Below are 21,978 nucleotides of genomic sequence, written 5' to 3'. Positions count from 1 at the left end.
GGGATGGTCAGATGCGTGCCCGGTTGAGGCGCTCAATGAGGCTGGGTTTGCGTGCATGCGTTTGCCGCAACGCGATGGTGCGGATGGTGAACGTGTCGTAGCGGTCCTCGCGTTCGGCCAGCGCCTGCAGATCGGTGAGCAGCGTGACGGCGGCGTCGTACTCGGCCGGTTTCCGGGTGGCGATCATCGCCTCGACGCGCGACCACGCGGTGTCTCCCTCAGCGGCCAGTGTGTCGAGTCGTCGTTCGCGGGCCAGCAGGCGCGCCTGTTCCCGGCGTGCCTCGTCTTCGGCGCGCTCGGCGGCGAGCCGACGGTCGCGGTCGGCTCGTCGCTGCGCCGCGTTGTCGAGTAGGTCGGCCACGTTCCGGCGGGCTGGGATCGGGCTGATCGGAGCGGTGTCGCCGCGGAAACGGCGCAGCAACTCCATCTGCACCCGCGCCGCCTCACCCTGCGCTACCCGCGCCAGGAGCCGGTCCTTCTCGGTGACCGGCAGGCGAGCCACCCACACGGCGAGGTCATCGGGGTCATCGGCCGTCTGGCCCAGCGGTGGAGACGCCTGAGCCGCGATCGTGATCAGCTCGTCGTCGAGGCGGAGAAAGTCGGCCAGCGCCCGCTGCACGGCAGTGAGCGTGCCCAGTCCGGGCGGAACAGGTGGTTCGAGATCGTCGTCAGCAGCACGATCGAAAACGTCTTCATCGCGCTCCCAGGCACCGTAGGCCGCCAGCCAGGCGAGATAGAGCGGCCGGAGATCACCGGCGGCGAGTTCGGCGCGAACTCCGACGATCGTCGACAGCAGGTTCGCGGGGTCGTAGTCGAACTCACCAGCGTGGTCCTCGCTGGTGAAGTCGAGCACGACGAACTCGTCCGTGACCCAGGCACTCGCCTCGTCGCCGACGCAGTAGTCCTCGACGACATCGGGATCGAGCAGATCGCACGGCAGCCGGAACATCACTCGGTGGGTACCCCAGTTAGCGACGTATAGGTGCGCGTCGTAGTAGCGCTCCATCAGACAGCGAGGGTCACCCTTGAAGTCGCCCCAGTGGTACTCGTTCACGAAGCTGGTCGAAGAGATCCGTGCCCGGGTGGACAGCGACCGGACCGCAGCTTGTTCACCGTCGTCCAGTGGCCGGTCGATCGCCAGGAACTCGTAGTACTGGTATTCGCTCACGGCTCATCCAGTCCATCATCGCCGGTGAACGGCTTCGCCCGGAAACTCGAGTCGTCGCCCAGGTGGAAGAACAGATGGCCCTCGATCGTGTTGTCGTCGACCAGGACTGCCCAGCCGCGTCCGCTGACCTGATCGCCCTCGTCGGAACCTTCCCAGGTGAACTCCACGCCGGGCCGGCCGTCCCGCTCGACCGAGCGGCAGTCCAGCCAGCCGTTGACGGCGATGAAACCGAACTGGCCGGTCCCGTTCCGGGCGAACTCGACGTAACCCGGCTCGACCAGGTCGATCGCCTCGCGGTCCCAGCCGCTCATCGCCACGATCCGCCATCGACCGGACATCCGGGCGCTGAACTTCGGAGCCCTTACCATGGGATATCAGCGTAGTGAACTCGGTGAGATCGATTCGACGTACCACCGTCTGACGGTGCACCGGGAGAATCCCCAGTACATCAAGACCGAGGTCGACCATGTGTATCGCGGGTGGGGACGCCGCGTTCGCGGAGTTTGGCCAGCACCGTGGTGTGGTCGACACAGAGATGTTCGCCGACTCGTGCCAGGGACCAGCCGAGGTTGTAGAGGTGGATCGCGTCGTCGACCTGCTCGGGGGAGAGTCCACGGCGGCGCATCGGCACGTCGTGTCGTTTGAGGATGTTGCTGACCGTCCGCCGCTCGATGCCGAACCGGGTACCCAGGTCGTACACGGTTGCTCCGGCTTGGTACCCAGCGATGAGTTCCTGGACCTGGACGGCGTCGAGTTGCCGGGCACGACCTGGTTTCGGCCGGTCAGCGGGCGGCGGAGCGGACGTGGCGGGGTCGGGCAGCTTCCGGAGCAGCGTCTCCAGGGCTTCTACCTGGGGTTTTGTGTTGTAGTAAGTTCCCCCAAGGTCCACATATGAAAGGCCCGTGCCCTCAAGGGGCGCGGGCCTTTTCTGTTCCGCGTGACCTGTGGGGCCGAGTTCAGCGGCTTGCAGGGGTGGCGCTGGTGTCGGCCTTTTCGTCAAAAATGGTGCTGTGGCTGAACATAGGCCACGACGGCCGCTCCCCATTTGTCGTCGGGCACGCCGATCACGGTGGCCTCCCCGTCGCAGATGATCATGTACTTGGCGCGGCCGATCAAGGTCAGGTGGCCGTCGGTGCCGAGGTGGCCGACGTCGCCTGCTCCCCGATTCCCCCTGCCGGTGACCACCAGTCGCTGACCTGCCAAATCTCGTCCTGGCAATGTGACTTCGTTACACCCGTGAGGGCAACACTTTCGGCGATGCGGTGGCTCAGTTCGCGGATGCGGCGTCCAGCAGCGTCAGGGCGTTGCGGATGCCTTCTTCCAGCACGTCGTCGGCGAGTTTCCGGTCGGCGAGGGCGCGGGCGAGCTGCAGGGTTCCGACCATCAGGGCGTAGACGCTGAGCACCGTGGTGCGTACTGACTGTGGATCGTGCGGTACCAGTCGGGTGGCGATGTCGTCGATGATCCCGAGGGCGCTGTCCGTGTACGCCTGCTTGGTCGGATCCGCGCACCGACTGATTTCGTCGAGCAGCGCGGCGGACGGGCAGCCGTCCTCGGGGTTGTCGCGATGTTCGGGTGAGAGGTAGGTGCGCACCAACGCCTCGATACCGGCGCGACCGGGTTCGAACGAGGTGAGCCACTCGCGCTGGCCGCGTAGTTGCTCGGAGACCGCGGTGGCGACGAGGTCCTCTTTGGACTCGAAGTGGGCGTAGAAGGCGCCGTTGGTCAGGCCCGCGTCCTTCATGAGCGTGGCGACACCGGAGCCGTCGATGCCGTCGCGCTTGAACCGGCGCCCGGCCGTCTCGATGATCCGCTGCCTCGTCGCCAGCTTGTGCTCTTTCCCGTACCGCACCATGCGCTCCTCCGCTCAGCCTGTCACCCATGTTAGTACGGTCATAATCCAAATCTGCCCGAATCCTTGCGCACAAGGTCTCGTCGTGCCTATGGTAGTACGATCGTAATCTAAAGGGATGGGAGCCATGACGACAACATCTCCGCAGGTGGCACTGGCGGCCTACGCGCACCGACGGCGCGTTTTCGAAGACGTCATGAGGGAGTCGATGCGCGGCGGCGACGATGCCGCCGCCGTCGCCGAGGTGATCGCCGCGGCGGCAACCGATCCGAAACCGCGCTACACCGCGGGTTCGACGGCCGGGCGTGTCAGCGTGCTGCGCCGCATCGCCCCCGCGCGGGCCTTCGGCAAGAGCGTCCGCAAACTCAACCGGATGGCGGGCTGACATGCGGGCATTCACCGTCGATCGCTACGGAAAGACCGGCAACGACCTGCGGGCAGCCGACGTGCCCGAGCCCGAGGTGCGCGAAAACGACGTGCTGGTCCAGATTCACGCCGCGGGCGTCAACGTGCTGGACGCCAAGATCCGGGCCGGGGAGTTCAAGCTGATCCTGCCCTACCGCCTGCCGTTGATCCTGGGCAACGACGTGGCCGGCGTCGTGGTCCAAGTCGGGGCCCGGGTTCGCAAGTTCAAGCCGGGCGACGAGGTCTACGCGCGACCGGACAAGGACCGCATCGGCACCTTCGCGGAATTCATCGCCATCCACGAAGACGACCTGGCCGCGAAGCCGAAGAACCTCACGATGGAGGAAGCGGCCTCCGTCCCGCTGGTCGGCTTGACCGCCTGGCAGGCGTTGATCGAAATCGCCGGCCTGAAGAAGGGGCAGAAGGTCTTCATCCACGCCGGATCCGGTGGCGTCGGAACCTTCGCGATCCAGCTGGCGAAGCATCTCGGCGCGAGCGTGGCGACGACGACCAGCGCGGCCAACATCGACCTGGTCACCAGTCTCGGCGCGGATGTCGTGATCGACTACCGGAAGGACGACTTCGAAACCGTTCTCCGCGACTACGACGTGGTGGTGAACAGCCTCGACAACGCGACGCTCATGAAATCCCTGCAGGTGCTGAAGCCCGGCGGAAAACTCATCTCGATCTCCGGCCCGCCGGACCCCGCCTTCGCGAGGGAGATCGGAAAGCCATGGATCCTGCGGCCGGTGACGCGTGTCCTGAGTCATCGGGTCAGGAAAGCCGCCAAGCGTCGCGGAATCAGCTATTCGTTCCTCTTCATGCGGGCGAGCGGAGCCCAGCTCCGCGAGATCACGTCGCTCATCGACTCCGGGATCATCCGGCCGGTCATGGACCGCGTCTTCCCGTTCGAATCGACCAACGAAGCCATGGCGTACGTCGAAAAGGGACGTACCAAAGGCAAAGTCGTCATCAAGGTCAAATAAAGCCATCAGGCAGGAGCTGAACCATGAGTGTGCTCACCACTTACCAGAACGCGCCGACCAAGACCGTTGACATCGGCGGGGCGAAGTTCGCCTATCGGGAACTGGGGCCGGACACCGGCACCCCGGTGATCTTCCTCAACCACCTGGCCGCGGTCCTGGACAACTGGGACCCCAGGGTCGTCGACGGCCTCGCCGCGCGCCACCACGTGATCACCTTCGACAACCGGGGAGTCGGTGCCTCACAGGGCACAACGCCGCGCTCGGTGACCGCGATGGCACGCGACGCCGTCGCCTTCATCCGGGCGCTGGGCCACGAGCAGGTCGATCTCCTCGGATTCTCGCTCGGCGGCTTCGTCGCCCAGGTGATCGCCGAAGAGGAACCACGACTCGTCCGCAAGCTGATCCTCGCGGGCACCGGCCCGGCAGGCGGCGAAGGCATCGACAAGGTCACTCCGATCACCCTGCTCGACACCTTGAAAGCCGCGCTGACCTTCAAAGACCCGAAGGAATACCTCTTCTTCACCCGCACGGCCAACGGAAAGGCCACGGCCCGGCAGTTCGTGAACCGACTGAAGGAACGCACGGAAAACCGGGATAAGAAGATTTCCGTCACCGCATTCCGCAACCAGCTCAAGGCCATCCACAACTGGGGACGCCGGCAGCCATCCGACCTCAGCGTCATCCACCATCCTGTCCTCGTCGCCAACGGCGACCACGACAGGATGGTGCCCAGCAGCAACTCCGCCGACCTGGCCAGGCGCCTGCCCAATGCCCAGCTCACGCTCTACCCCGATGCCGGACACGGCGGCATCTTCCAGTATCACGACAAGTTCGTCGACGAAGCCCTGGCCTTCTTCGAGTCGTGACTCTCGGCGGCGTCGGACGCTGCCGACGGAAACAACCATGGCCACTGTCCGTCGAGGTTCGGTGGCGTCTGGCAGCTTCCGGAGCGGTGTCTCCAGGGCGACTGCAGCGTGCCGCCGCTCAGTTCAAGTGAACAGCTCGGCTGTTTTCGATGAGGGTGGGCTTGCGCGTATGCGTTCGCCGCAAAGCGGCTAAGCGCACGGCGAACGTGGCGGAGCCTTCGTGGCGTTCGGCCAAGGCCTTGAGGTCGGCGAGCAGTGCGGTGGCGGCGTCGTAGCCGGCGGGTTTCCGGGTGGTGATCATCGGCTCGACGCGTGCCCATGCCGCGCCGTCGAGCAGGTCGGACACGGTCCGGCGGGTTGGCTTGGGGAACACCGGGGCGTTTCGCCGCGGAAACGATGTAGCAGCTCCATACACACGTGCGGCCTCACCCTGGACGACGCACGCCAGGAGGTGGTTCTTTTCGGCGACTGGCAGACCGGTCAGCCAAGCGGCGAGACCGGACCACGGCTTGTTCGGCATCGGTCAGCGGCAGGTCGATCGGGGACCGACTTTGTCGTGGCCTCTGGCCATCGAACAGGGGTTGTGGTTGTTTTGACTTTCCGGGGAGGGAGGGCACGTGATGCCGAGACGGCCGGGTGGGGCTGTGGTGTCGGCGGTTTTGCTGGCTGTGCCGGTTGTTGTGGGTAGTGCCGTTGTTATGGCTTTGGTGGGGCGGCTCGCTTGGCCTGAGCAGGCCTGGATCGTGCCGGTCGCGTGGGGACTGTGCGGGGGCGTGATGTTCGTGCCGTCCGTGGAAAACCTGCTGGGGTGGGTGATGTTCGACATGCGGCGGCCGACGCCTGCCGAGCTGCGGAAGCTGGAACCGTCTTGGCAGGCCGTTTGCGAGGCCGCGGGGATCGATGGTGGCCGGTACTTGCTGTGGATCGAGCATTCGCGGGCGCTCAACGCTTTCGCGGCCGGTGGGCGGATGGTGGCCGTCACGAAGCCCGCGCTGACGTTGCCGGAGCGGTACTTGGAGGCGATCCTGGCGCATGAGCTCGGGCATCATCTGTCCGGGCATGCGCGGATTTCGTTGCTGCGGTGGTGGTACGAGCTGCCCGCGCGGGCGACGATCCTGCTGGCGCGGTTGCTGGCACTGGTGGTGGTCTCGGTCGCGCGGTTCTTTGTGCCGTTCGGGCGGGTGGTGGCGGTGCTGGCTTCGGTGTTGCTGACGCTCGGGTTGCTGACGGGGCTCGCGTTCCTCAATCCTTGGCTGCTCGTGATTCCGTTGCTCAGCCCGGTGCTGGCGTGGTCTCGGCGGCTCGGGGAGTACGAGGCGGACAGGACCGCGGCGCGGCTGGGATATGGGCAGGTGCTCGTTCAGGTGTTGAGTGCGTGGCTCGCGGAAAGCGGGGGCGATCGGCGGCGGTGGCGTGACCGGGTGTTCGCCAGCCATCCCGCGCACATCGACCGGATCAAACGGCTGCGGGAACTCCTCAGTCGGTGAGCGGCTCGTCGAGCAGTGCGAGGGCCGGCGGGACCAAGGTGGTCGTGTTCGAGCCGGTATCGCCTGTCGATCACGTCTCCAGTGCGCACTCCGCGCATTAACGGGCGGCGCCCACCCCGGCTTTCCGAAGGCGCGCGGCCGAGGTGCCGAGCCCGATCGGGCCGCTGCTGAAGGCTGACAGCTTCGGCGGCGCGAAGTTCTCGCGCAGGTCGTTCTCGGTGTAGCGGACGCAGCCCTCGTGCCAGTTCAGGATGCCGGCCATCCAGTCCTTGAGTTCGTCCGCGTACCGGGTGAGCGTCGAGCGTGCCTCCGCGTCGAGCCGGTAATCCTCGAACAGCACAGGGAGTTCGATGTCGACGGTGTGCTCGAACTGGCGCATTCGCGCGGTCATCAGGTTGTTGACGACTGCGGCCGCGCGGGTCATGTCGCAGTTCAGGAAGTTCTGCACCACCAGCACGGCGTTGTGCACTTCGCCTTCGTACTGGATTTCCTTCTGGTACGAAAAGATGTCGTTGAGCATCGCCGCGTAGTCGATCGCGGAGTTCTCCATGTTCTGGATGGTGCGCGTGCGGTAGATCTCCGGCGGCACCGACTTCCCGTGTGAGAACCGGCAGAGGCTCGTCGTCAGATCGGCACCGAAGGTCTTGCGGCGCATTTCGACGTAGTCGACCGGGTCGGGGACGCGGTTCTCGTGCTGGTTCTTCAGCTCCCAAAGCCAGCTGTCGAGCATGACTTCGACGGCGTCACGGAACATCTTGCGCGCGTCGAGCGGCATCGGGCCCGCGGTGCGGTGCCAGAGGTCGGCCAGCCCGCGTTCCATCGCGCTGACCGGAGGCGGCGTGCTGGTGGTCGACTCGATAGGCATGAACTGCTTGAGTCGCTCCGTGCAGGCCTTGCCTGCCGCGAAGTCGACCGTGCGGCCGAAAACGAGCGGGTAGTAGTCGTCGCCGTAGGTGCCCCAGGCGAGCCATGCGGCCGACAGATCGAGTTCTTCGAGGGTCGCGTCGGGGTCGAGTCCGGCCGAGCACAGCGGGAGGTCGTAGTTGCGCGCCTTCTTTTCGTTCCAGACATATGGAACTTCATCGAACACGCCCATTTCGCGCAGCCAGGTGATGACGTGTTCGCGGGAAGTGTCCAGATGCGGCGAGAGCGAGAGCTTGAACGGCATGTAGAACTTCGGCAGCGGGAGGTGCCCGACCGGCGTGAACTGTGGGTGCGTGAAGCTGCGGATCCGTTGCGGCGCGGTCGAAAGCAGCGATGAGGTGATGTGTGCGGCCGACGTGCCCAGCCCGTTCGGGCCATTCAGCGACGACGGGGTGGCCTGGCCGCCCCCGTTCATGTACCGGCTGGATCGCATGTGCCATTCGTGGCCGCCGGATTGCCAGTCCTGCAAGCCTTTCGCGTACGCGAGAACAGCCAGTCTGCCTTCCGGGTCGATACCGTGCTCGTCGAGCAAGGGCGGCACCTCGGTGAGGGCGGTGTGCTCGAACTGGTGCAGCCGTGAGGTCAGCAGGTCGTTGACGGCCTCGGCCGCGTCCTGTGTCGGGATGTCGAGGAACTTCTCGAAAACCAGCACGCCGTTGCTGAGTTCGCCTTCGTCGAGCACTTCACGCTCATAGGAGAACAAGTCGTTGCGCAGATGGACGGCGTCGGAGAAGGTGTCGCGCAGTACTTCGAGCGGGCGGGTGCTCGCGATCGACGCGGGCACCTCGAGGCCGGTGGCGTGCTCGACGAGGTTCGCCGACCAGGGCGCGCCACCGACCTTGCGGCGCATCTCGATGTACTCGATGGGGTTCGACAGCCGGTTTTCGCTGATATTGGCCAATTCCCACAGCGACTCGTCGAGCAGGTGCTTGGTGTTGTAGGCGTACCGGCGTCGCCAGTCGGCCGAGTGCGAGCCGACCGTGCGCGTCCACAGGTCGGCGAGCCCGCGCTCCACCGGGTTGGCGGGCGTCTCGGTGATCGGGCCGTCGACGGGCATGAAGGCGGGCAGCCGATCGAGATATTCCTTGGCACCGGCCAGATCCGGGTTGCGCTTGTACAGCTCGACGAAGTGGTCGTCGAAGTAGAAGACCCAGACGTACCAGTCGGTGATCAGGTCGAGCGTGGTGCTGTCGCAGTCCGGGTGGGTGTAGGCGCACAGCAGGGCGTAGTCGTGCGAGTCGAGGTCGTGCTCGTCCCAGATGACCGTCCCGTGCTGGGGCACGTCGATCATGTCCATTTCGTACGCCCAGGCCTTGCTGTGCGTACGTGCCTGCTCCAGGTTCGGGTTCAGCCTCGCGGGATAGGGCATGTAGAACTCGGGCAGCTGGAACGGCTGCATAGTCTCTGCTACCTCATGGTTCGACGGCGACATCCCGCTGGGACATCTCTTTAGGACAGTGCCGTCGTTGATCATTCGGGGCGGCGGCCGCGCTGTCGATCGGCCGAACGAGCGACGGGCGTCCGCTCACTGGGAAGCTCTCGGTAACGCCCGGGCGGCCAAGGTAAGGCCCACCACAGCCGTCGCGGTGGCGGCGATGACGCCGTAGACGCCCGACGCGGTGAACTCGCCCGCGAAGAGCGCGCGTTCGGCGTTGACGACGTACGTCAGCGGGTTGACCTGCGCGACCACGGTTAGCCACTTCGGGGCGGTGTTCAACGGCAGCAGGATGCCGGAAGTGAGTAGCAGCGGGAAAAGCAGGAATTCCTGGACGGAGTAGAAGAGCGTCTGCTGCTTCCTCGACGCGATGGCCAGCGCGCTCGACAGCGCACCGAGACCGAGTCCGAACCCGATGAGGATCAAAAGTCCTGTGAGGACGCCGAAGAGGTGCAGCCGGAAGCCGAGCGGGATCGCGATGCCGATGATGAGCACGGCTTGCGTCAGCAGGGTCAGCACCTCTTTCGTCATACGCCCTAACAGAAGTGAGGTCCGCGTCAGTGGCGTGACGAGCATCCGGTCCATCGAACCGGTACTCAGTTCGGTCATCAGTGTCCAGCCGATGCCGGTCGTGCTCGACAGCGCGAGCATGACCAGGATGCCAGGCACGAACCATTGCCAAGAGCCGGAAGAGATCCCCGAAAGCAGCGAGCCGAAGAGGAACAAGAACACCAAGGGCTGCAGCATGCCGAAGACGAGACCGATCGGATTCCGCAGTTGCGGGCGGATCTCCCTGGCGAAGACGATGCCGGTGCCGGTGAGCGTGGTCATGCGGGTGCCCCTTCGCGGATGCTGCGGCCGGTGAGTGCCAGGAAGACGTCGTCGAGGGTCGGGCGGCGGACTTCGGCGGTGTGCGCTTCCACGGTCTTGAGGAATTCGGGGAGCACCTTGGTGCCGCGCGGTACGCGGAATTCGACCGTCGAGCCGTCACTCGTGAGGTCGCGAGCGGCCGGGACGCGGGCGGCGGCGCGGAGCGCGCCGGCGGGGTCGGATGTGGTGACGGTGACGAGGTCACCCGCCATCTCGGCCTTGAGGTTCTCTGCGGTGTCGTCGGCGATGATCCGGCCGTGGTCGATGACCATCACGCGCTCGGCCATCGCGTCTGCTTCGTCGAGATAGTGCGTGGTCAGGAAGATCGTGGTGCCGGATTCCGCTCGCAGCTTCAGGATGTGCTCCCACAGGTTCGCCCGGTTCTGTGGATCGAGCCCGGCCGACGGTTCGTCGAGAAACAGCAGATCCGGGCGGTGCATGAGGCCGAGCGCGATGTCCAGGCGGCGGCGCTGACCGCCGGATAGCGTCCCGGCGGTGCGGTTCGCCAGCGGTCCGAGATCGAGGGTGGCGAGCAGCTCATCGGTCCGCTCGTGGGATTCCTTGGCGGACAACGCGTAGCAGCGGCCTTGGGTGAACAGTTCGTCGCGGACGCGGAAGTACGCGCCGGCGCCGTTGCCCTGGCCGATGTAACCGATCTTGCGGCGCACGGCGGCCGGGTCGGTGGCGACGTCGTGCCCGGCGACCGTCGCCGATCCGGACGTCGGTGGCAGCAAGGTCGTCAGCATGCGCAGGCTGGTCGATTTTCCCGCGCCGTTCGGTCCGAGAAAGGCGACCAGTTCGCCGGGGCCGACGTCGATATCGAGCCCGCGTACGGCCTCGACGGTTTCACGCTTGACCCGGAAATGCCTGGTCAACCCCCTAGTGTGGATCACTTGTGCCTCCTCGGCGTGGCTGTGTGCAGGGCATGACGAGGGAACGCCGGTACTCGGCGTTCGGTACTGGGGAAGGAAGAAAGCCCGAAAAGATTACGCCGACACGCAAAATGATCGTCAGGGTTCCTGACATAGAATTCGGCGGTGAAGCCTTCGATTCCGTATCTGCTGGCCTACGCCTTCACGCTCGCGAGCCGCCGCGCCGACGAGGAGCTCCGCCCGCATGGGCTGACGGTCCGGCAGTTCGGCCTGCTGGTGCAGCTGCGGCTCGAACCGGAGCTCACCATGGCGGAGCTGGCGCGCCAGCTCGGGATCTCCCGGCAGTCGCTGCACGAAATGGTCGGCGAGCTGGAACGGGCAGGGCATCTGCGCCGTGAGCCGGGGGCGACCGGGCGGACCGTGCGGCTCACGCTGGCGCCCGGGACGGAGCGGCTGCTCTTCGACGCGCACGGGCCGCTGAGGCGCGCTGAGGAGGATTTCTTGCGGGGTATGGGAAAGCGTGAGGTCGAGACGCTTCGGGTGCTGCTTCAACGCGTGCTCGCGCACGCGACCGATGACGAGGCCTGGCTTTCGTGAGCGTGGTTCAGCGGGCTTCATCGCGAAGGACGAAGCCCGCTGGATCACCTGGGCAGCGCACCACGGCTGACGCCGCCGAGGCCGGTCGGGTTGAGGTTGGCGCGTTCGCCCGCGCTGTGGCCGTCGAGGTAGCCGCTGCCGGTGAGACGGCGGCGCGGCGCCGGGCGCAGGTTGCCGTATTGGGTGTCGTAGGCGTCTTTGACCAGCGTGTTGCGGTCCCGCACGACGAGCGCGGCCGATTTGCCGCCTGGTTCCGTCGCGTGCGAGCGCGTGGCGCGCTCCTCGGTCGCCTTCAGGCGCAGGTAGACCGCGGTGGCGAAGCCGGTCAGCCAGGTGCGCCGGTACGCGGCGATCGATTCGAAGCCCGCCCGGAATCCTTCCGGGCGGACCCTGGTCAGCTGGGTGGTCGCCTGCAACAGCAGGCTGGTGTACAGCAGTTCGACGCGCTCCAGGTCGGAGCGGAAGCCGAACACGGTGACGTCGGTGACCGACTGCCCCCACCGGTGCAGCAGCGCGCGGCAGCGCAGCGGGTGGGCGATGTTGGTCAGCAGGGTCGCCTTGTCCCTGCTGTACGGATTGCTCATGGAGATCTTGATGGTGGTGATCTCGTCGGTGTGCGCGCCGGAGTCGGCGAGCATCGCGCGATCGATGCCGTAGCGGGCGATCAGCTCCGCGGCCTTGGTGTTGTAGGACTCGGCTTCGGCCTCGGTGACGGCTGGGTCTTCCGCCTTCGCCAGCAGCTTACGAACCTTGGCGAGCAGCGTTTCCTGGTCGGACATGGTCCCCCCTTCTCGGTTTCGCAACTGCTTCCTTCCTACCCGGATGGTCCGACAGTTTCGCTCATCAGTTCGACTCGCGCTAGACTGGGTGGCATGTCGGGGGCAGAGGTCGCCGTCGTGGGATCCGGGCCCAACGGGCTGGCCGCGGCGGTCGTTTTGGCGCGCGCCGGGGTGAGCGTCGAGGTCTTCGAGGCCGCGCCCGAGTTCGGTGGCGGCATGCGGTCGAAGCCGCTGTTCGACGATGAGGTCGTGCACGACATCTGCTCGTTCGGGCACGCGATGGCGCCCGCGTCGCGGTTCTTCCGCGAGTTCGACCTCGAAGCGCGGGGTGTCCGGTTGCTGCAACCCGAGGCCGGATACGCCCATCCGCTCGACCGCGGCGCCGGGATCGCCTACCGCTCGCTGGACAGGACGTGTGAGCGGCTCGGCGTGGACGGGCATCGCTGGCGCAAGCACGTCGGCCCGCTGGTCGAGCGCAGCCGCGAGATCGTCGACCTGCTGCTCGGCGATCAGCGGCATCTGGAACACGCGGGTACGGCGCTCAGGCTGCCCGCTGAGATCCTCAAGTTCGGCTTGGCCGCCGCGCGGCTGTTCACCGGGCAGGAGGCCTGCGGCATGATCGCCGGTGTCGCGGCGCACGCGACCGGACGGCTGCCGAGCCTGCCCGCCGGTGGTGTCGTGGCGATGCTGGCTCCGCTCGCTCACTCGACCGGGTGGACTTTGCCACGCGGGGGCAGTCAGCGGATCGCCGACGCGCTCGTCGCGGATTTGCTGGCGCACAACGGAAAACTGCACGCCAACGCGCCGATCGCCGATCTGCGCGACCTCAAGGACCACAAGGTCGTCCTGCTCAACACCGCCCCGCGTGGCCTGCTCGACGTGGCAGGAGACCTCTTACCAAGCCGCTACCGGCGCACGCTCGAGAAGGTCCGGTACGGACCGGCCGCCGCGAAGGTCGACTTCCTCGTGACCGACCCGATCCCGTGGGCGGAGCCCGAGGTCCGGGTCGCGGGCACCGTGCACGTCGGCGGCACGATGGACGAGATCTACGCGTCGGAAACGGCCATCGCGCGGGGGAAGAAAGCCGCACGACCGTTCGTGCTTGTGTCCGACCCGATGGTCGTCGATCCCACACGCGGATTGCCAGGCAAACGGCCAGTACTCGGTTACTGCCACGTTCCCAACGGCGACCCGGCCGACGTCACCGACACCGTCCGCCGTCAGATCGAGCGGTTCGCGCCGGGTTTCTCGGACACGATCATCGCCAGCCGCTGCACCACGGCGCCGCAGCTGGAGGCCTACAACCCCAACTACGTCGGTGGCGACATCAGCTCCGGCGCGGTCAGCGTCAAGCAGATGATCGCCAGGCCCGCGCTCCAGGCAGACCCGTACGCGACCCCGCTCGGCGGCGTCTACCTCTGTTCCGGCGGGGTGACGCCAGGGCCCGGTGTGCACGGTATGGGCGGTTTCCATGCCGCCGCGAGCATCTTGCGCCGCGAGTTCGGGATACGGGAGCTGCCGGGCCTTCATCCGTAAGTCTGTTGCCGAACCACGCGACCGGCCGGAAAATGACTCACCGATGAAGATCATGCGAGTTCTCACCATGGCCGGGTTCGCCGGTCTGCTCCTGACGTCGACGGCCGTGGCCGCGCCCGCCCAGGTCGCGAGCCGCGGTACCGAACCGGTCTACGACTACACGCAGGCCATCCGCGAGCAGGTGTACGTCGAGACGCCCGTCGACAGTGACCGCGACGGCAAGAAGGACCGCCTGTCGGTCTACGTCGTCCGTCCGAAAGAGACGGACGGTGGTCTCAAGGTCGCCTCGATCGTCGAGCCGAGCCCGTACTTCGGCCTCACCGATGCGCCTGCGGACTATCACCCTGCCGACGTCACCGACGTGCCGGGGATCGCGCCGTGGTCGCCGCCGACCGGGGCCTGGCAGGGCGCGAACTACGACCGCGTCTACTACGACAACTACTTCGTGCCACGCGGGTACGCCGTGCTTTCCGCCAACACGCTCGGCACCGGCGACTCCGACGGCTGCCCGAGCGCCATCGGCACCGAAGAGAAGCTCGGCATGAAGACCGTCGTCGAATGGCTGACCGGTGACGCGAAGGCGTTCACCTCCGGCGGCAAGGAGATCAAGGCGAGCTGGTCCACGGGCAACGTCGCGATGGCGGGCAAGAGTTACGACGGCACGCTGCCGGTCGCGGTCGCGAGCACCGGGGTCAAAGGCCTGAAGACTGTCGTCTCCATCTCCGGCATCGCGTCCTGGTACAGCTACTACCGCGCGAACGGCGCGGTCGTCTCACCGGGCGGGTTCGTCGGCGAGGACGCCGACCTGCACGCGAAAGTCGTGCTGACACGCAAGAATCCCGAGGTCTGCGCGCCCGAGATGCACGAGATGGAAAAGGCGATGGACCGCGTCAGCGGGGACTACACCGCGTTCTGGAAGGAACGGAACTTCGCCAAGGACCTCGGCAACTTCCACGGCAGCGTGTTCCAGGTCGCCGGGATCAACGACTGGAACGTCAAGCCGAAGAACTTCACCGATCTCTGGGACGCGTTGGGGCGCAACGACATCAAGCGCAAGCTCTGGATACACCAGGGCGCGCACGACGACCCGCTGTACGTCGCGGAGCAGGCCTGGCTCGACACCGTGCACAAGTGGTTCGACCACGAGCTGTACGGCATCGACAACGACGTGATGCGGCAGCCGCGGGTGCGCTTCGAGACCGCGCCCGGCCAGTGGGCGAACTACCGCGATTGGCCGGAGCCCGGCGCTCGCGACGTCACCCTGCGATTCAAGGCCGGCGACAAAGCTCCGCAACCCGGTGTGCTCACCGCCGGCTGGCCCGGATTCGGGCAGCGGCAAGGGTTCGTCGACGATCCCGCGCGCTCCGCTGACAGCCTGGTCGCCGGTGTCGGCCAGGCGGATCCGAACCGGCTGCTGTACGTGTCGGACCCGCTGCCCAAGGACGTCCGCATCTCGGGCACGCCCGAGATCACGGTCCGCGCGTCCGTCGACGGCAAGTCGCCTTATCTGAGCGCGCTGCTGGTCGACTACGGCAAGGACACCCGGATCACCGAACTCAAGGCCACCACCGAGAACTGGTGCTTCGGTCCCACGGTCGGCACCGACACGGGCTGTCGAGCGAAGCGGCAGTACGCGACGGCCGAGTCGGACTTCCAGGTGGTCAGCCGCGGCTGGATGGACGTGCGCAACCGTGACTCCGCGAGCGTCACCGAGCCCATCAAGCCCGGCCGGCAGTATGACTTCACCTGGCAGATGGAGCCGAGGCAGTACCAGCTCAAGGCCGGGCACCGGCTCGGCGTGGTGCTGCTGGTGACCGACCATGACTACACGCTGCGGTATCCGGCCGGTACGAAGATCTCGGCTTCGCTGCTCGGAAGCAGCATCCGGATCCCGTTCGCCGGTTAACGCCTGCGGGGCTCGACGAGCCCCGTTTCGTACGCGACGACCACCGCCTGGGCCCGGCTGGAGATGCCGAGTTTGGTCATCAGCCGGTTCAGGTGGGTCTTCACCGTCGCCTCGCTGACCAGCAGCTGGGCCGCGATCTCGGCGTTCGTCTGGCCGCCCGCGACGAGGCGGAGCACCTCGAGTTCGCGGTCGGTCAGCCCGGTGAGCGCCGTCGTGTCGGTCGGCGGCGCGGTCGTGAACGACTCGACCAGCCGCCGGGTGATCGTCGGCCCGAACAGCATGTCGCCGCGCGCGACCGCGTGGATGCCGCTGCTCAGCGTCTCCGGCGGGCTGTCCTTGAGCAGGAAGCCCGACGCGCCCGCGCGCAAAGCCGTGTAGACGTACTCGTCGAGATCGAACACCGTCAGCATGAGGATGCTCGGCTTGTCGGGGCCCGCGCCCGCGAGTATCCGCTCGGTCGCCTGGATCCCGTCGAGCTCGGGCATCCGGATGTCCATCAGGATCACGTCCGGCCGCAGGTCGAGTGCCTTGCCGACGGCTTCGAGGCCGTTCGACGCCTGGCCCGCGACCTCGACACCGGGCATGGCGCCGAGCAGCGCGACGAAACCCGCGCGGACGAGGTCCTGGTCGTCCACCACCAGCACACTGATCATGAGGTGCGGCGGCCGGTGTTCGGGTAGGGCAGGGTCAGCGCGATCTCGAATCCCTTTCCGGAACCGGTACCTATCTCGAGGACGCCACCGTACATTCCGGCCCGTTCCCGCATGCCGATCAGGCCGTGCCCGGCGGGGTTGCGCGCCGGCACGGTGACCGCGCCGGTGTCGGTGACGCACAGCACGAGGTGGTCGTCGTGATACGCGAGCGTCAAGTCCGCTTCGGCCTCGCCCGCGTGCTTGATCACGTTCGTCAGCGCCTCCTGCGCGACCCGGTACGCGCACAACTGCTGGCCCGATGGCAGCGTGCGCGGGGTACCGGAAATCCGCAGCCGCACCGGCACGCCGGCCTCGCGCACGCGCGCGGCGAGCGAGGGGAGATCGGCGAGGCCCGGCTGCGGGCGCAGAACGCCGTCGCCGGGTTCCTTGCGCGGCGGGCGGAGCACGAGCAGGAGGCGCCGGAGTTCGTCGAGCGCTTCGGTCGACGTGCTGGTGATGGTGGCGAGCGCGTCACGGGTCGTTTCGGGCGCCGAGTCGAAGACGTAGCTCGCGAGGTTCGCCTGGACGGCGATCACCGAAAGATGATGCGACACGACGTCGTGCAGTTCGCGTGCGATGCGGATGCGTTCCTCGACGACGGCGCGTTCGGCTTCGAGCTGTGCCTGCCGTTCCAGCTGCTGGGCGTGTTCGGCGATCTCGCTGATCCGCCGGGTGCGCAGTTTCGCCGAGCGCGCGACGACGATCGTGGCCATGGTCTGCAGCAGGCCGAGCAGGGTGTCGCCGACGATCGTCGGGCTGTCCCCGATGGCGATGCCCGCCTCGTAGACCGCCAGTGACGCGAGCGCGATGAGCAGCGCCTGCCCGAGCGGATAGCTCAGCACCACCGTGTACAGCGCGATCAGCCCGCCCGGCTGGCCGAGCATCGCCCGGTAGCCCAGCGCGTAGTAGAGGCCCATCGCGAGGCCGACCACGATCATCACCGTGAGCGGGAACCTGCGCCGCAGCACCACCGGCAGGCCGCTGAGCGCGGCGAGCACGTACGCCCATACGTCGTCCGCCGGCGCCACGCCGAGGAAGAGGAAGACGGTGGAGCCCGCCGCGAGCAGGATGTCGATCAGGAACGGGCGGGAACGGGGCAGGTGGCGAAGCCACGCGAGGAACGCGGACACCGCTGAAAGCTACCGCCCGCGCAGCGGGAATCCCGCATCGATGCGGTCATATACCGCGAAAGTTTACCGGCGATTGCCACCGTGGTTGATACCACCGAAGGCAGGTCACCCACTAGTTTTCTTGGTGAATGGTTCATCCATTCACCAAGCTCGGCGAAGAGCGTGGAGTGTGGCCGCGGGGGAGGTGGCCGCCCGCACTCTTCGCCGAGCGCGGAACCTTACTGCTGGATCGGTTTTCCGTCCGTGCCGCAGATGTAGCCGGCGTTGATGCAGTCGCGCACCCGCCGGGCCAGTTCGTTCGCGTCCCAGGCGTTGAAGAAATCACCGTGGAACGTGTAGCCGGGCTGGTCGGTCACCAGCTGCCCGTTGCGGGTGCCCGCGAGAGTGAGCCCGCCGCCGTTGACCGGATAGGTGATCAGCAGTTCGAGCCGCGGCACGATGTTCGGGTAGCCGGCCGGGCAGGTCTGGCCGAGTGCGAACGCCATGTGGTCGCGATGGTTCGGCGAGTCGAGCCTGCCGTCCCAGCAGGTCGGGAAGTCCAGGTACGTCTCGAGTTTCGAGCCTGGTGCGCAGTTCATGAAATCGCGGCTCGACGGTGACGAGCCGGTGCAGGACCATCGCGCGGACGGGTTCTGGTCGGCGTTGGTGGCGCCCGCGTTGCCGATGACGTAGCGGAGCCCGCGCGGGTGCGGGACGGCGGCGGCCATGTTCGTGATGCCCTGGTAGTAGACGGTCACGCGCTCCGGCGCGATCGGCTGGCCGTTCTTGTAGACGGTCGGGGTCCAGTAGGACGACAGGTCCACCACCGGGTTGCAGTTGGTGGTGCCCAGGCTCAGCGACTGCAGTGTCGACTGCGCGTCGGCGCTCCTGTTCCCGTAGAACTCGTGCATATGCGAGACCCCGGCCTGACCGGGGAAGACGATCGGGTCGTCGTTCTTGCGGTGCGCGCTGAAACAGTCGGCGCGGAATTCGGAACCTCGCAGCGGCGCCGCCACCTGCTGGGCGACGATCGCGTCGGCCTGCTCGGGGGTCGGCACCCAGAAGTGGGCGGAGTGGTTGACGTGGGCCGGTGTGTCCAGGCTGCCGAAATGCACGGCGGTCGCGACGAGCGCGATCGCCGTTGCCCCGGCCGCGACGGCGCTGAACAGGCGCTTGACTCGCATGGGCTCCTCCTCGTTGTGAAGCCGGCGGTTAAGTTGTCGCGAACAACAAATAGGCCTGGTTTATGACACAGCTCCCGGGATGTCTGGAACAAGCCGCCGTACGGGTGACGCGGGTCACAGTGGTCTCCGGCGGAAGTCGGGAAATACTCGCGAGGTGTTCGCACTCCTCGTCTCCTGGTTCAACGCCGAAGCGTTCCGGATCTTCGGCGCCCCGGTCTCCGTCATCGAGCTCATCGGTGCGGTCACCGGCGTGTGGTGTGTCTGGCTGGTGGCGAGGCAGAACCTCTGGAACTGGCCGATCGGCATCGCGAACAACCTCGCGTTCCTGTTGCTGTTCACCACGGCGGGGCTCTACGCCGACGCCGGGCTGCAGGTCGTCTACGTGGCGCTCGCGCTCTACGGCTGGTGGAACTGGCTCTTCGGCGGGAAGGACCGCGGCACGCTGCCCGTGCGCCTGACCCGGTCCGGCGAGTGGATCGGGCTGGCCGCCGGCGGGGTCGCCGGGACCGTGGGGCTCTGGGCACTGCTGGCGCACGCGACCGACTCGACCGTCCCGTGGTGGGACGCGGCCACGACCGTCCTTTCGCTGCTCGCCACCTACGGCCAGACGCGGAAGCTGCTGGAGTCGTGGTGGTTCTGGATCGCCGCCGATGTGCTGTACATCCCGCTGTACGGCTACAAAGGACTGTGGGTCACGGCCGTGGTCTACGTGATCTTCCTGTGCCTGTGCGTGAACGGCCTGATCAGCTGGCGGCGCGCGCTGGCCAAGGAGCCGGTGGCGGCGTGAAGTTCGCGCATGGCATGGTGATCGGGAAGTTCTACCCGCCGCATCTCGGGCACCATCACCTCATCAGGGCGGCCGCCGAGCGTTGCGCGCAGGTGACCGTGATCGCCTGCGCGTCCACAGTGGAGTCGATCCCGCTGGCCGACCGGGTGGCCTGGCTGCGTGTGGAACACGCTGACACGCCTTGGGTTCGCGTGGTCGCGGCGATGGACGAGCACGCGACCGACTACGACGACCCGGACGTCTGGGAGATCCATTGCGCGATCTTCCGCGAGGCGCTGGGCGGCGATGTCGTCGACGCCGTGTTCACGTCCGAGCCCTATGGTGCCGAATTGGCGCGCCGGTTCGATGCCACGTCCGTCGTCGTCGACCTCGATCGCGCGTCGGTGCCCGTTTCGGGGACCGCGGTGCGCGCGGATCCGGCCGGGCAATGGGAGTTCCTGGCGCCTTCGGTACGGGCGTGGTTCGCCAGGCGCGTGGTCGTGCTCGGCGCGGAATCTTCAGGCACCACAACGGTTTCCCGTGCGCTCGCGGAGCACTACGGTGCCGAGTGGGTGCCGGAGTACGGCCGCGAGTACACCGAGCTGAAACTCGCCAGGGCGCGCGCGGCCGACCCGGCGGCGACCGTCTTCGACCTCCGCTGGGAGGCCGAAGACTTCGCCATGGTCGCCAAACACCAGAACGCCGCCGAAGACGCCGCCGCGGGACGTGGTGGACCGCTTCTCTTCTGTGACACGGATTCTTTCGCGACCCGGGTCTGGGAAGAGCGCTACCTCGGGTCGACTTCCCTGGTGGCGAACCGGAAACCCGCGCTGTATCTGCTCACCGACCACGAAGGTGTCCCCTTCGAGGACGATGGGCTCCGGGACGGCGAGGACATCCGGCCGTGGATGACCGCCCGGTTCGTCGAGCTGCTCGCCACCACCGGCGTGCCGTGGCTGCGGCTGACCGGCAGCCTGGACGAACGCTTGCGCACGGCCGTCCAGGCTTGCGATGCCTTGCTGGCCAAGGGATGGAGCCTCGTCCCGCCGCTCGGCTAGCTCACCAGGTCGCGCCCGCCGGAGTCTTGGTGACGGCGTTGATCCGGTTGAACAGGTTCGTCGTCGCGACCATCAGGATGAGGGCCGAGATCTGGCCCTCGTCGAAGTGGCTGGTGAGCTCGTCCCAGAGTTCGTCGGAGACCGCGTCAGACGACCGGTCGGCCAGCCGCGTCGCGCACTCGGCCAGGGCCAGCGCCGCGCGCTCTTCGTCGGTGAAGAGCGGGGATTCGCGCCACACGGCGACCATGCCCAGGCGCTCGTCGGTCTCGCCCGCCTTCTTCGCGCTCGCGAGCCCGCCGTACACACACGCGCTGCAACCGTTGATCTGGCTGGCCCGCAGGTGGACCAGCTCCATCGTGGTCTGCGAGACGGTGCTCGAGTTCATGGCCTTGAACAGGTTCTGGATGCCCTTCATCGCGTCCGGCAGGACCATCGCGGGGTTCTTCATCCGAGCTTCCATGATTTCCTCCAGTTTCAGGTGGTTTCATGGGCTCGACGGATCCCGGTCCGCGGATGTGACATGCCGCGGGAAAAAGTTCGGACGCCTCTTTCAGAACCCTTCACGGTTCCCAAAGAGGCGTCCGCGCGAGGTGGTTCATGCCGCGAACAGTTCCGGGCGGAACGAGTGGAACGGGACGGCCGTCTCCGAAGGCAGGACCGGGCGCAGCTCCGGGCGGCGCGGGCTGATGCCGTCGCCGGGCTCGCTGCCGGTGAGGCGGTTCTTGACACGGCGGGCGGCGAGCGGCAGCACGCGCTTGCACACCCAGCTCGCGTTCTCGCCGAAGGTCGGCTGCGGCGCGGTGCCGTCGAACTCGGTCAGCCAGGACGACGGGAACGAGACGCCGAGCTTGCCGAGTGTGTAGGCGGCGAGCCTGCGGTGACCCGGCTCGGACAGGTGCAGCCGGTCGGCGCCGAAGTAGCGGGAGTCGTTGACGGCGGTGTCCGGCCACAGATCGATGAGCAGTGCGCCGTAGCTGACCGCGGACTCGCGGATGGCGTCGTTCAGCGCCTCGATGCGCGGGCGCATGCGCTTGCCCAACGGCATCCTGGCGGCCACGTCGGGCAGCGTGAAGACGACGACGTCCTGGCAGATCGAGGTGGCCGCGCGGTAGACGGCGTCGACGCGGCGTGCGACGGTCCGCTCGTCGTAGACGCCGGCCATCACGTCGTTCGCGCCGCCGAAGAGGCAGATGACGTCAGGGCGCATCGTCTCCGCGACGGGGATCTGTTCGAACAGCATGTGGTCGAGGCGGCGTCCGCGTACCCCCAGGTTCGCGTACCGGAAGTCGGTCTCGTCCAGCGCGAGGCGCCCGGCGACGAAGTCGGCCCAGCCGCGGTACTGCCCGTTGAAGGGGTGCGGGTCGTCCAAGCCCTCGGTGCAGGAGTCGCCCAGCGCAACGAATCGGTGGTAGCTCATTGGTGACCTCTTTCCACTGTGCTGCTTGTGTAATACATACGTATATCAGGGTTGAGGCACTGTGCTCCA

24 protein-coding genes are annotated in these 21,978 nt (G+C 67.0%); 9 read left to right on the top strand and 15 right to left on the bottom strand.

Features of this window, described 5'->3' with window-relative positions; genetic code table 11:
• Nucleotides 1-7: 7 nt before the first annotated feature.
• The 5 genes from ACFV15_RS03260 to ACFV15_RS03240 form a co-directional block, all read right to left on the bottom strand.
• The gene (locus tag ACFV15_RS03260) at nt 8-1,168 is read right to left on the bottom strand and encodes a hypothetical protein (protein ID WP_378348492.1); all 1,161 of its coding nucleotides are present in this window, start codon (nt 1,166-1,168) and stop codon (nt 8-10) included.
• Entirely contained in the window at nt 1,165-1,536 is a 372-nt protein-coding gene (locus ACFV15_RS03255; protein WP_233730251.1) for a hypothetical protein, read from the bottom strand. Before ACFV15_RS03255 ends, ACFV15_RS03260 begins: the two co-directional genes overlap by 4 nt.
• A gap of 80 nt (nt 1,537-1,616) precedes the next feature.
• The gene (locus ACFV15_RS03250; RefSeq protein WP_378348491.1) at nt 1,617-2,057 is read right to left on the bottom strand and encodes a hypothetical protein; all 441 of its coding nucleotides are present in this window, start codon (nt 2,055-2,057) and stop codon (nt 1,617-1,619) included.
• A gap of 107 nt (nt 2,058-2,164) precedes the next feature.
• Nucleotides 2,165-2,371, bottom strand: a complete 207-nt coding sequence (locus ACFV15_RS03245) for a hypothetical protein (RefSeq protein ID WP_378348490.1) — start codon at nt 2,369-2,371, stop codon at nt 2,165-2,167.
• A 64-nt stretch (nt 2,372-2,435) separates the two neighbouring features.
• Entirely contained in the window at nt 2,436-3,023 is a 588-nt protein-coding gene (locus tag ACFV15_RS03240) for a TetR/AcrR family transcriptional regulator (protein ID WP_378348489.1), read from the bottom strand.
• A gap of 124 nt (nt 3,024-3,147) precedes the next feature.
• Between ACFV15_RS03240 and ACFV15_RS03235 the strand changes: the two genes are divergently transcribed.
• From ACFV15_RS03235 to ACFV15_RS03225, 3 genes are read left to right on the top strand one after another with little or no spacing between them, the layout of a single operon-like run.
• On the top strand, nt 3,148-3,405 hold the full coding sequence (locus tag ACFV15_RS03235) for a hypothetical protein (protein WP_378348488.1): 258 nt from the start codon (nt 3,148-3,150) through the stop codon (nt 3,403-3,405).
• A gap of 1 nt (nt 3,406) precedes the next feature.
• Entirely contained in the window at nt 3,407-4,411 is a 1,005-nt protein-coding gene (locus tag ACFV15_RS03230; protein WP_378348487.1) for an NADP-dependent oxidoreductase, read from the top strand.
• A 23-nt stretch (nt 4,412-4,434) separates the two neighbouring features.
• Entirely contained in the window at nt 4,435-5,277 is an 843-nt protein-coding gene (locus ACFV15_RS03225) for an alpha/beta fold hydrolase (protein ID WP_378348486.1), read from the top strand.
• Between the two features lie 118 nt (nt 5,278-5,395).
• Here ACFV15_RS03225 and ACFV15_RS03220 read toward each other — a convergent pair whose 3' ends face one another.
• Nucleotides 5,396-5,650: a hypothetical protein gene (locus ACFV15_RS03220; protein WP_378348485.1), complete on the bottom strand. Its 255-nt coding sequence runs from the start codon at nt 5,648-5,650 to the stop codon at nt 5,396-5,398.
• A gap of 325 nt (nt 5,651-5,975) precedes the next feature.
• On the opposite strand from ACFV15_RS03220, the gene ACFV15_RS03215 reads away from it, so the two are divergent.
• The gene (locus ACFV15_RS03215) at nt 5,976-6,764 is read left to right on the top strand and encodes a M48 family metalloprotease (RefSeq protein WP_378348484.1); all 789 of its coding nucleotides are present in this window, start codon (nt 5,976-5,978) and stop codon (nt 6,762-6,764) included.
• A gap of 97 nt (nt 6,765-6,861) precedes the next feature.
• Here the strand turns inward: ACFV15_RS03215 and ACFV15_RS03210 are convergent, their stop codons facing one another.
• The 3 genes from ACFV15_RS03210 to ACFV15_RS03200 all read right to left on the bottom strand — a co-directional run bounded on the left by ACFV15_RS03210 (nt 6,862) and on the right by ACFV15_RS03200 (nt 10,886).
• The gene (locus tag ACFV15_RS03210) at nt 6,862-9,087 is read right to left on the bottom strand and encodes a family 2 encapsulin nanocompartment cargo protein terpene cyclase (RefSeq protein ID WP_378348483.1); all 2,226 of its coding nucleotides are present in this window, start codon (nt 9,085-9,087) and stop codon (nt 6,862-6,864) included.
• A gap of 126 nt (nt 9,088-9,213) precedes the next feature.
• On the bottom strand, nt 9,214-9,954 hold the full coding sequence (locus tag ACFV15_RS03205; protein WP_378348482.1) for an ABC transporter permease: 741 nt from the start codon (nt 9,952-9,954) through the stop codon (nt 9,214-9,216).
• Nucleotides 9,951-10,886, bottom strand: a complete 936-nt coding sequence (locus ACFV15_RS03200; RefSeq protein WP_378348481.1) for an ATP-binding cassette domain-containing protein — start codon at nt 10,884-10,886, stop codon at nt 9,951-9,953. The genes ACFV15_RS03205 and ACFV15_RS03200 overlap by 4 nt, the downstream gene beginning before the upstream one ends.
• Before the next feature lie 144 nt (nt 10,887-11,030).
• Here ACFV15_RS03200 and ACFV15_RS03195 point away from each other — a divergent pair, with 144 nt between their 5' ends.
• Nucleotides 11,031-11,462 carry a MarR family winged helix-turn-helix transcriptional regulator gene (locus ACFV15_RS03195; RefSeq protein ID WP_378348480.1) on the top strand — a complete coding sequence of 144 codons (432 nt, stop codon included), beginning with the start codon at nt 11,031-11,033 and terminating at the stop codon, nt 11,460-11,462.
• A gap of 44 nt (nt 11,463-11,506) precedes the next feature.
• Here ACFV15_RS03195 and ACFV15_RS03190 read toward each other — a convergent pair whose 3' ends face one another.
• Nucleotides 11,507-12,241: a DUF2786 domain-containing protein gene (locus ACFV15_RS03190; RefSeq protein WP_378348479.1), complete on the bottom strand. Its 735-nt coding sequence runs from the start codon at nt 12,239-12,241 to the stop codon at nt 11,507-11,509.
• A 93-nt stretch (nt 12,242-12,334) separates the two neighbouring features.
• Here ACFV15_RS03190 and ACFV15_RS03185 point away from each other — a divergent pair, with 93 nt between their 5' ends.
• Together ACFV15_RS03185 and ACFV15_RS03180 are read left to right on the top strand one after the other, a co-directional pair.
• Nucleotides 12,335-13,777: a phytoene desaturase family protein gene (locus tag ACFV15_RS03185; RefSeq protein ID WP_378348478.1), complete on the top strand. Its 1,443-nt coding sequence runs from the start codon at nt 12,335-12,337 to the stop codon at nt 13,775-13,777.
• Nucleotides 13,778-13,820: 43 nt separating this feature from the next.
• Nucleotides 13,821-15,683 (top strand): Xaa-Pro dipeptidyl-peptidase, encoded by a 1,863-nt coding sequence (locus ACFV15_RS03180; RefSeq protein ID WP_378348477.1) that lies wholly within the window; start codon nt 13,821-13,823, stop codon nt 15,681-15,683.
• On the opposite strand, the gene ACFV15_RS03175 is transcribed toward ACFV15_RS03180, so the two are convergent.
• The 3 genes from ACFV15_RS03175 to ACFV15_RS03165 form a co-directional block, all read right to left on the bottom strand.
• Nucleotides 15,680-16,336, bottom strand: a complete 657-nt coding sequence (locus ACFV15_RS03175) for a response regulator (protein ID WP_378348476.1) — start codon at nt 16,334-16,336, stop codon at nt 15,680-15,682. The genes ACFV15_RS03180 and ACFV15_RS03175 overlap by 4 nt on opposite strands.
• Nucleotides 16,333-17,505, bottom strand: coding sequence for a sensor histidine kinase (locus ACFV15_RS03170; protein WP_378348475.1), 1,173 nt, complete (start codon nt 17,503-17,505; stop codon nt 16,333-16,335). Before ACFV15_RS03170 ends, ACFV15_RS03175 begins: the two co-directional genes overlap by 4 nt.
• A 218-nt stretch (nt 17,506-17,723) precedes the next feature.
• Nucleotides 17,724-18,668, bottom strand: a complete 945-nt coding sequence (locus ACFV15_RS03165; protein WP_378348474.1) for a DUF1996 domain-containing protein — start codon at nt 18,666-18,668, stop codon at nt 17,724-17,726.
• 154 nt (nt 18,669-18,822) lie between these two features.
• Here ACFV15_RS03165 and pnuC point away from each other — a divergent pair, with 154 nt between their 5' ends.
• Entirely contained in the window at nt 18,823-19,455 is a 633-nt protein-coding gene (gene pnuC / locus ACFV15_RS03160) for a nicotinamide riboside transporter PnuC (RefSeq protein ID WP_378348473.1), read from the top strand.
• Nucleotides 19,452-20,492 (top strand): AAA family ATPase, encoded by a 1,041-nt coding sequence (locus ACFV15_RS03155; RefSeq protein WP_378348472.1) that lies wholly within the window; start codon nt 19,452-19,454, stop codon nt 20,490-20,492. The genes pnuC and ACFV15_RS03155 overlap by 4 nt, the downstream gene beginning before the upstream one ends.
• A 1-nt stretch (nt 20,493) precedes the next feature.
• Here ACFV15_RS03155 and ACFV15_RS03150 read toward each other — a convergent pair whose 3' ends face one another.
• Both ACFV15_RS03150 and ACFV15_RS03145 read right to left on the bottom strand, forming a co-directional pair.
• A complete protein-coding gene (locus ACFV15_RS03150; protein WP_378348471.1) occupies nt 20,494-20,952 on the bottom strand; it encodes a carboxymuconolactone decarboxylase family protein in 459 nt (152 codons plus the stop codon).
• 135 nt (nt 20,953-21,087) lie between these two features.
• Nucleotides 21,088-21,909 (bottom strand): SGNH/GDSL hydrolase family protein, encoded by an 822-nt coding sequence (locus ACFV15_RS03145; RefSeq protein WP_378348470.1) that lies wholly within the window; start codon nt 21,907-21,909, stop codon nt 21,088-21,090.
• Nucleotides 21,910-21,978 lie beyond the last annotated feature (69 nt).

This window comes from Amycolatopsis sp. NPDC059657, assembly GCF_042734395.1.
Taxonomy (GTDB): domain Bacteria; phylum Actinomycetota; class Actinomycetes; order Mycobacteriales; family Pseudonocardiaceae; genus Amycolatopsis.
This window is presented reverse-complemented; position numbering and strand designations above follow the sequence as displayed.

Coding starts and splice junctions, on each gene's coding strand:
- ACFV15_RS03255 (WP_233730251.1), bottom strand. CDS start 1,536: ATGGTAAGGGCTCCGAAGTTCAGCGCCCGGATGTCCGGTCGATGGCGG.
- ACFV15_RS03240 (WP_378348489.1), bottom strand. CDS start 3,023: ATGGTGCGGTACGGGAAAGAGCACAAGCTGGCGACGAGGCAGCGGATC.
- ACFV15_RS03235 (WP_378348488.1), top strand. CDS start 3,148: ATGACGACAACATCTCCGCAGGTGGCACTGGCGGCCTACGCGCACCGA.
- ACFV15_RS03230 (WP_378348487.1), top strand. CDS start 3,407: ATGCGGGCATTCACCGTCGATCGCTACGGAAAGACCGGCAACGACCTG.
- ACFV15_RS03225 (WP_378348486.1), top strand. CDS start 4,435: ATGAGTGTGCTCACCACTTACCAGAACGCGCCGACCAAGACCGTTGAC.
- ACFV15_RS03215 (WP_378348484.1), top strand. CDS start 5,976: ATGGCTTTGGTGGGGCGGCTCGCTTGGCCTGAGCAGGCCTGGATCGTG.
- ACFV15_RS03210 (WP_378348483.1), bottom strand. CDS start 9,087: ATGCAGCCGTTCCAGCTGCCCGAGTTCTACATGCCCTATCCCGCGAGG.
- ACFV15_RS03205 (WP_378348482.1), bottom strand. CDS start 9,954: ATGACCACGCTCACCGGCACCGGCATCGTCTTCGCCAGGGAGATCCGC.
- ACFV15_RS03190 (WP_378348479.1), bottom strand. CDS start 12,241: ATGTCCGACCAGGAAACGCTGCTCGCCAAGGTTCGTAAGCTGCTGGCG.
- ACFV15_RS03185 (WP_378348478.1), top strand. CDS start 12,335: ATGTCGGGGGCAGAGGTCGCCGTCGTGGGATCCGGGCCCAACGGGCTG.
- ACFV15_RS03180 (WP_378348477.1), top strand. CDS start 13,821: ATGAAGATCATGCGAGTTCTCACCATGGCCGGGTTCGCCGGTCTGCTC.
- ACFV15_RS03175 (WP_378348476.1), bottom strand. CDS start 16,336: ATGATCAGTGTGCTGGTGGTGGACGACCAGGACCTCGTCCGCGCGGGT.
- ACFV15_RS03165 (WP_378348474.1), bottom strand. CDS start 18,668: ATGCGAGTCAAGCGCCTGTTCAGCGCCGTCGCGGCCGGGGCAACGGCG.
- ACFV15_RS03150 (WP_378348471.1), bottom strand. CDS start 20,952: ATGGAAGCTCGGATGAAGAACCCCGCGATGGTCCTGCCGGACGCGATG.
- ACFV15_RS03145 (WP_378348470.1), bottom strand. CDS start 21,909: ATGAGCTACCACCGATTCGTTGCGCTGGGCGACTCCTGCACCGAGGGC.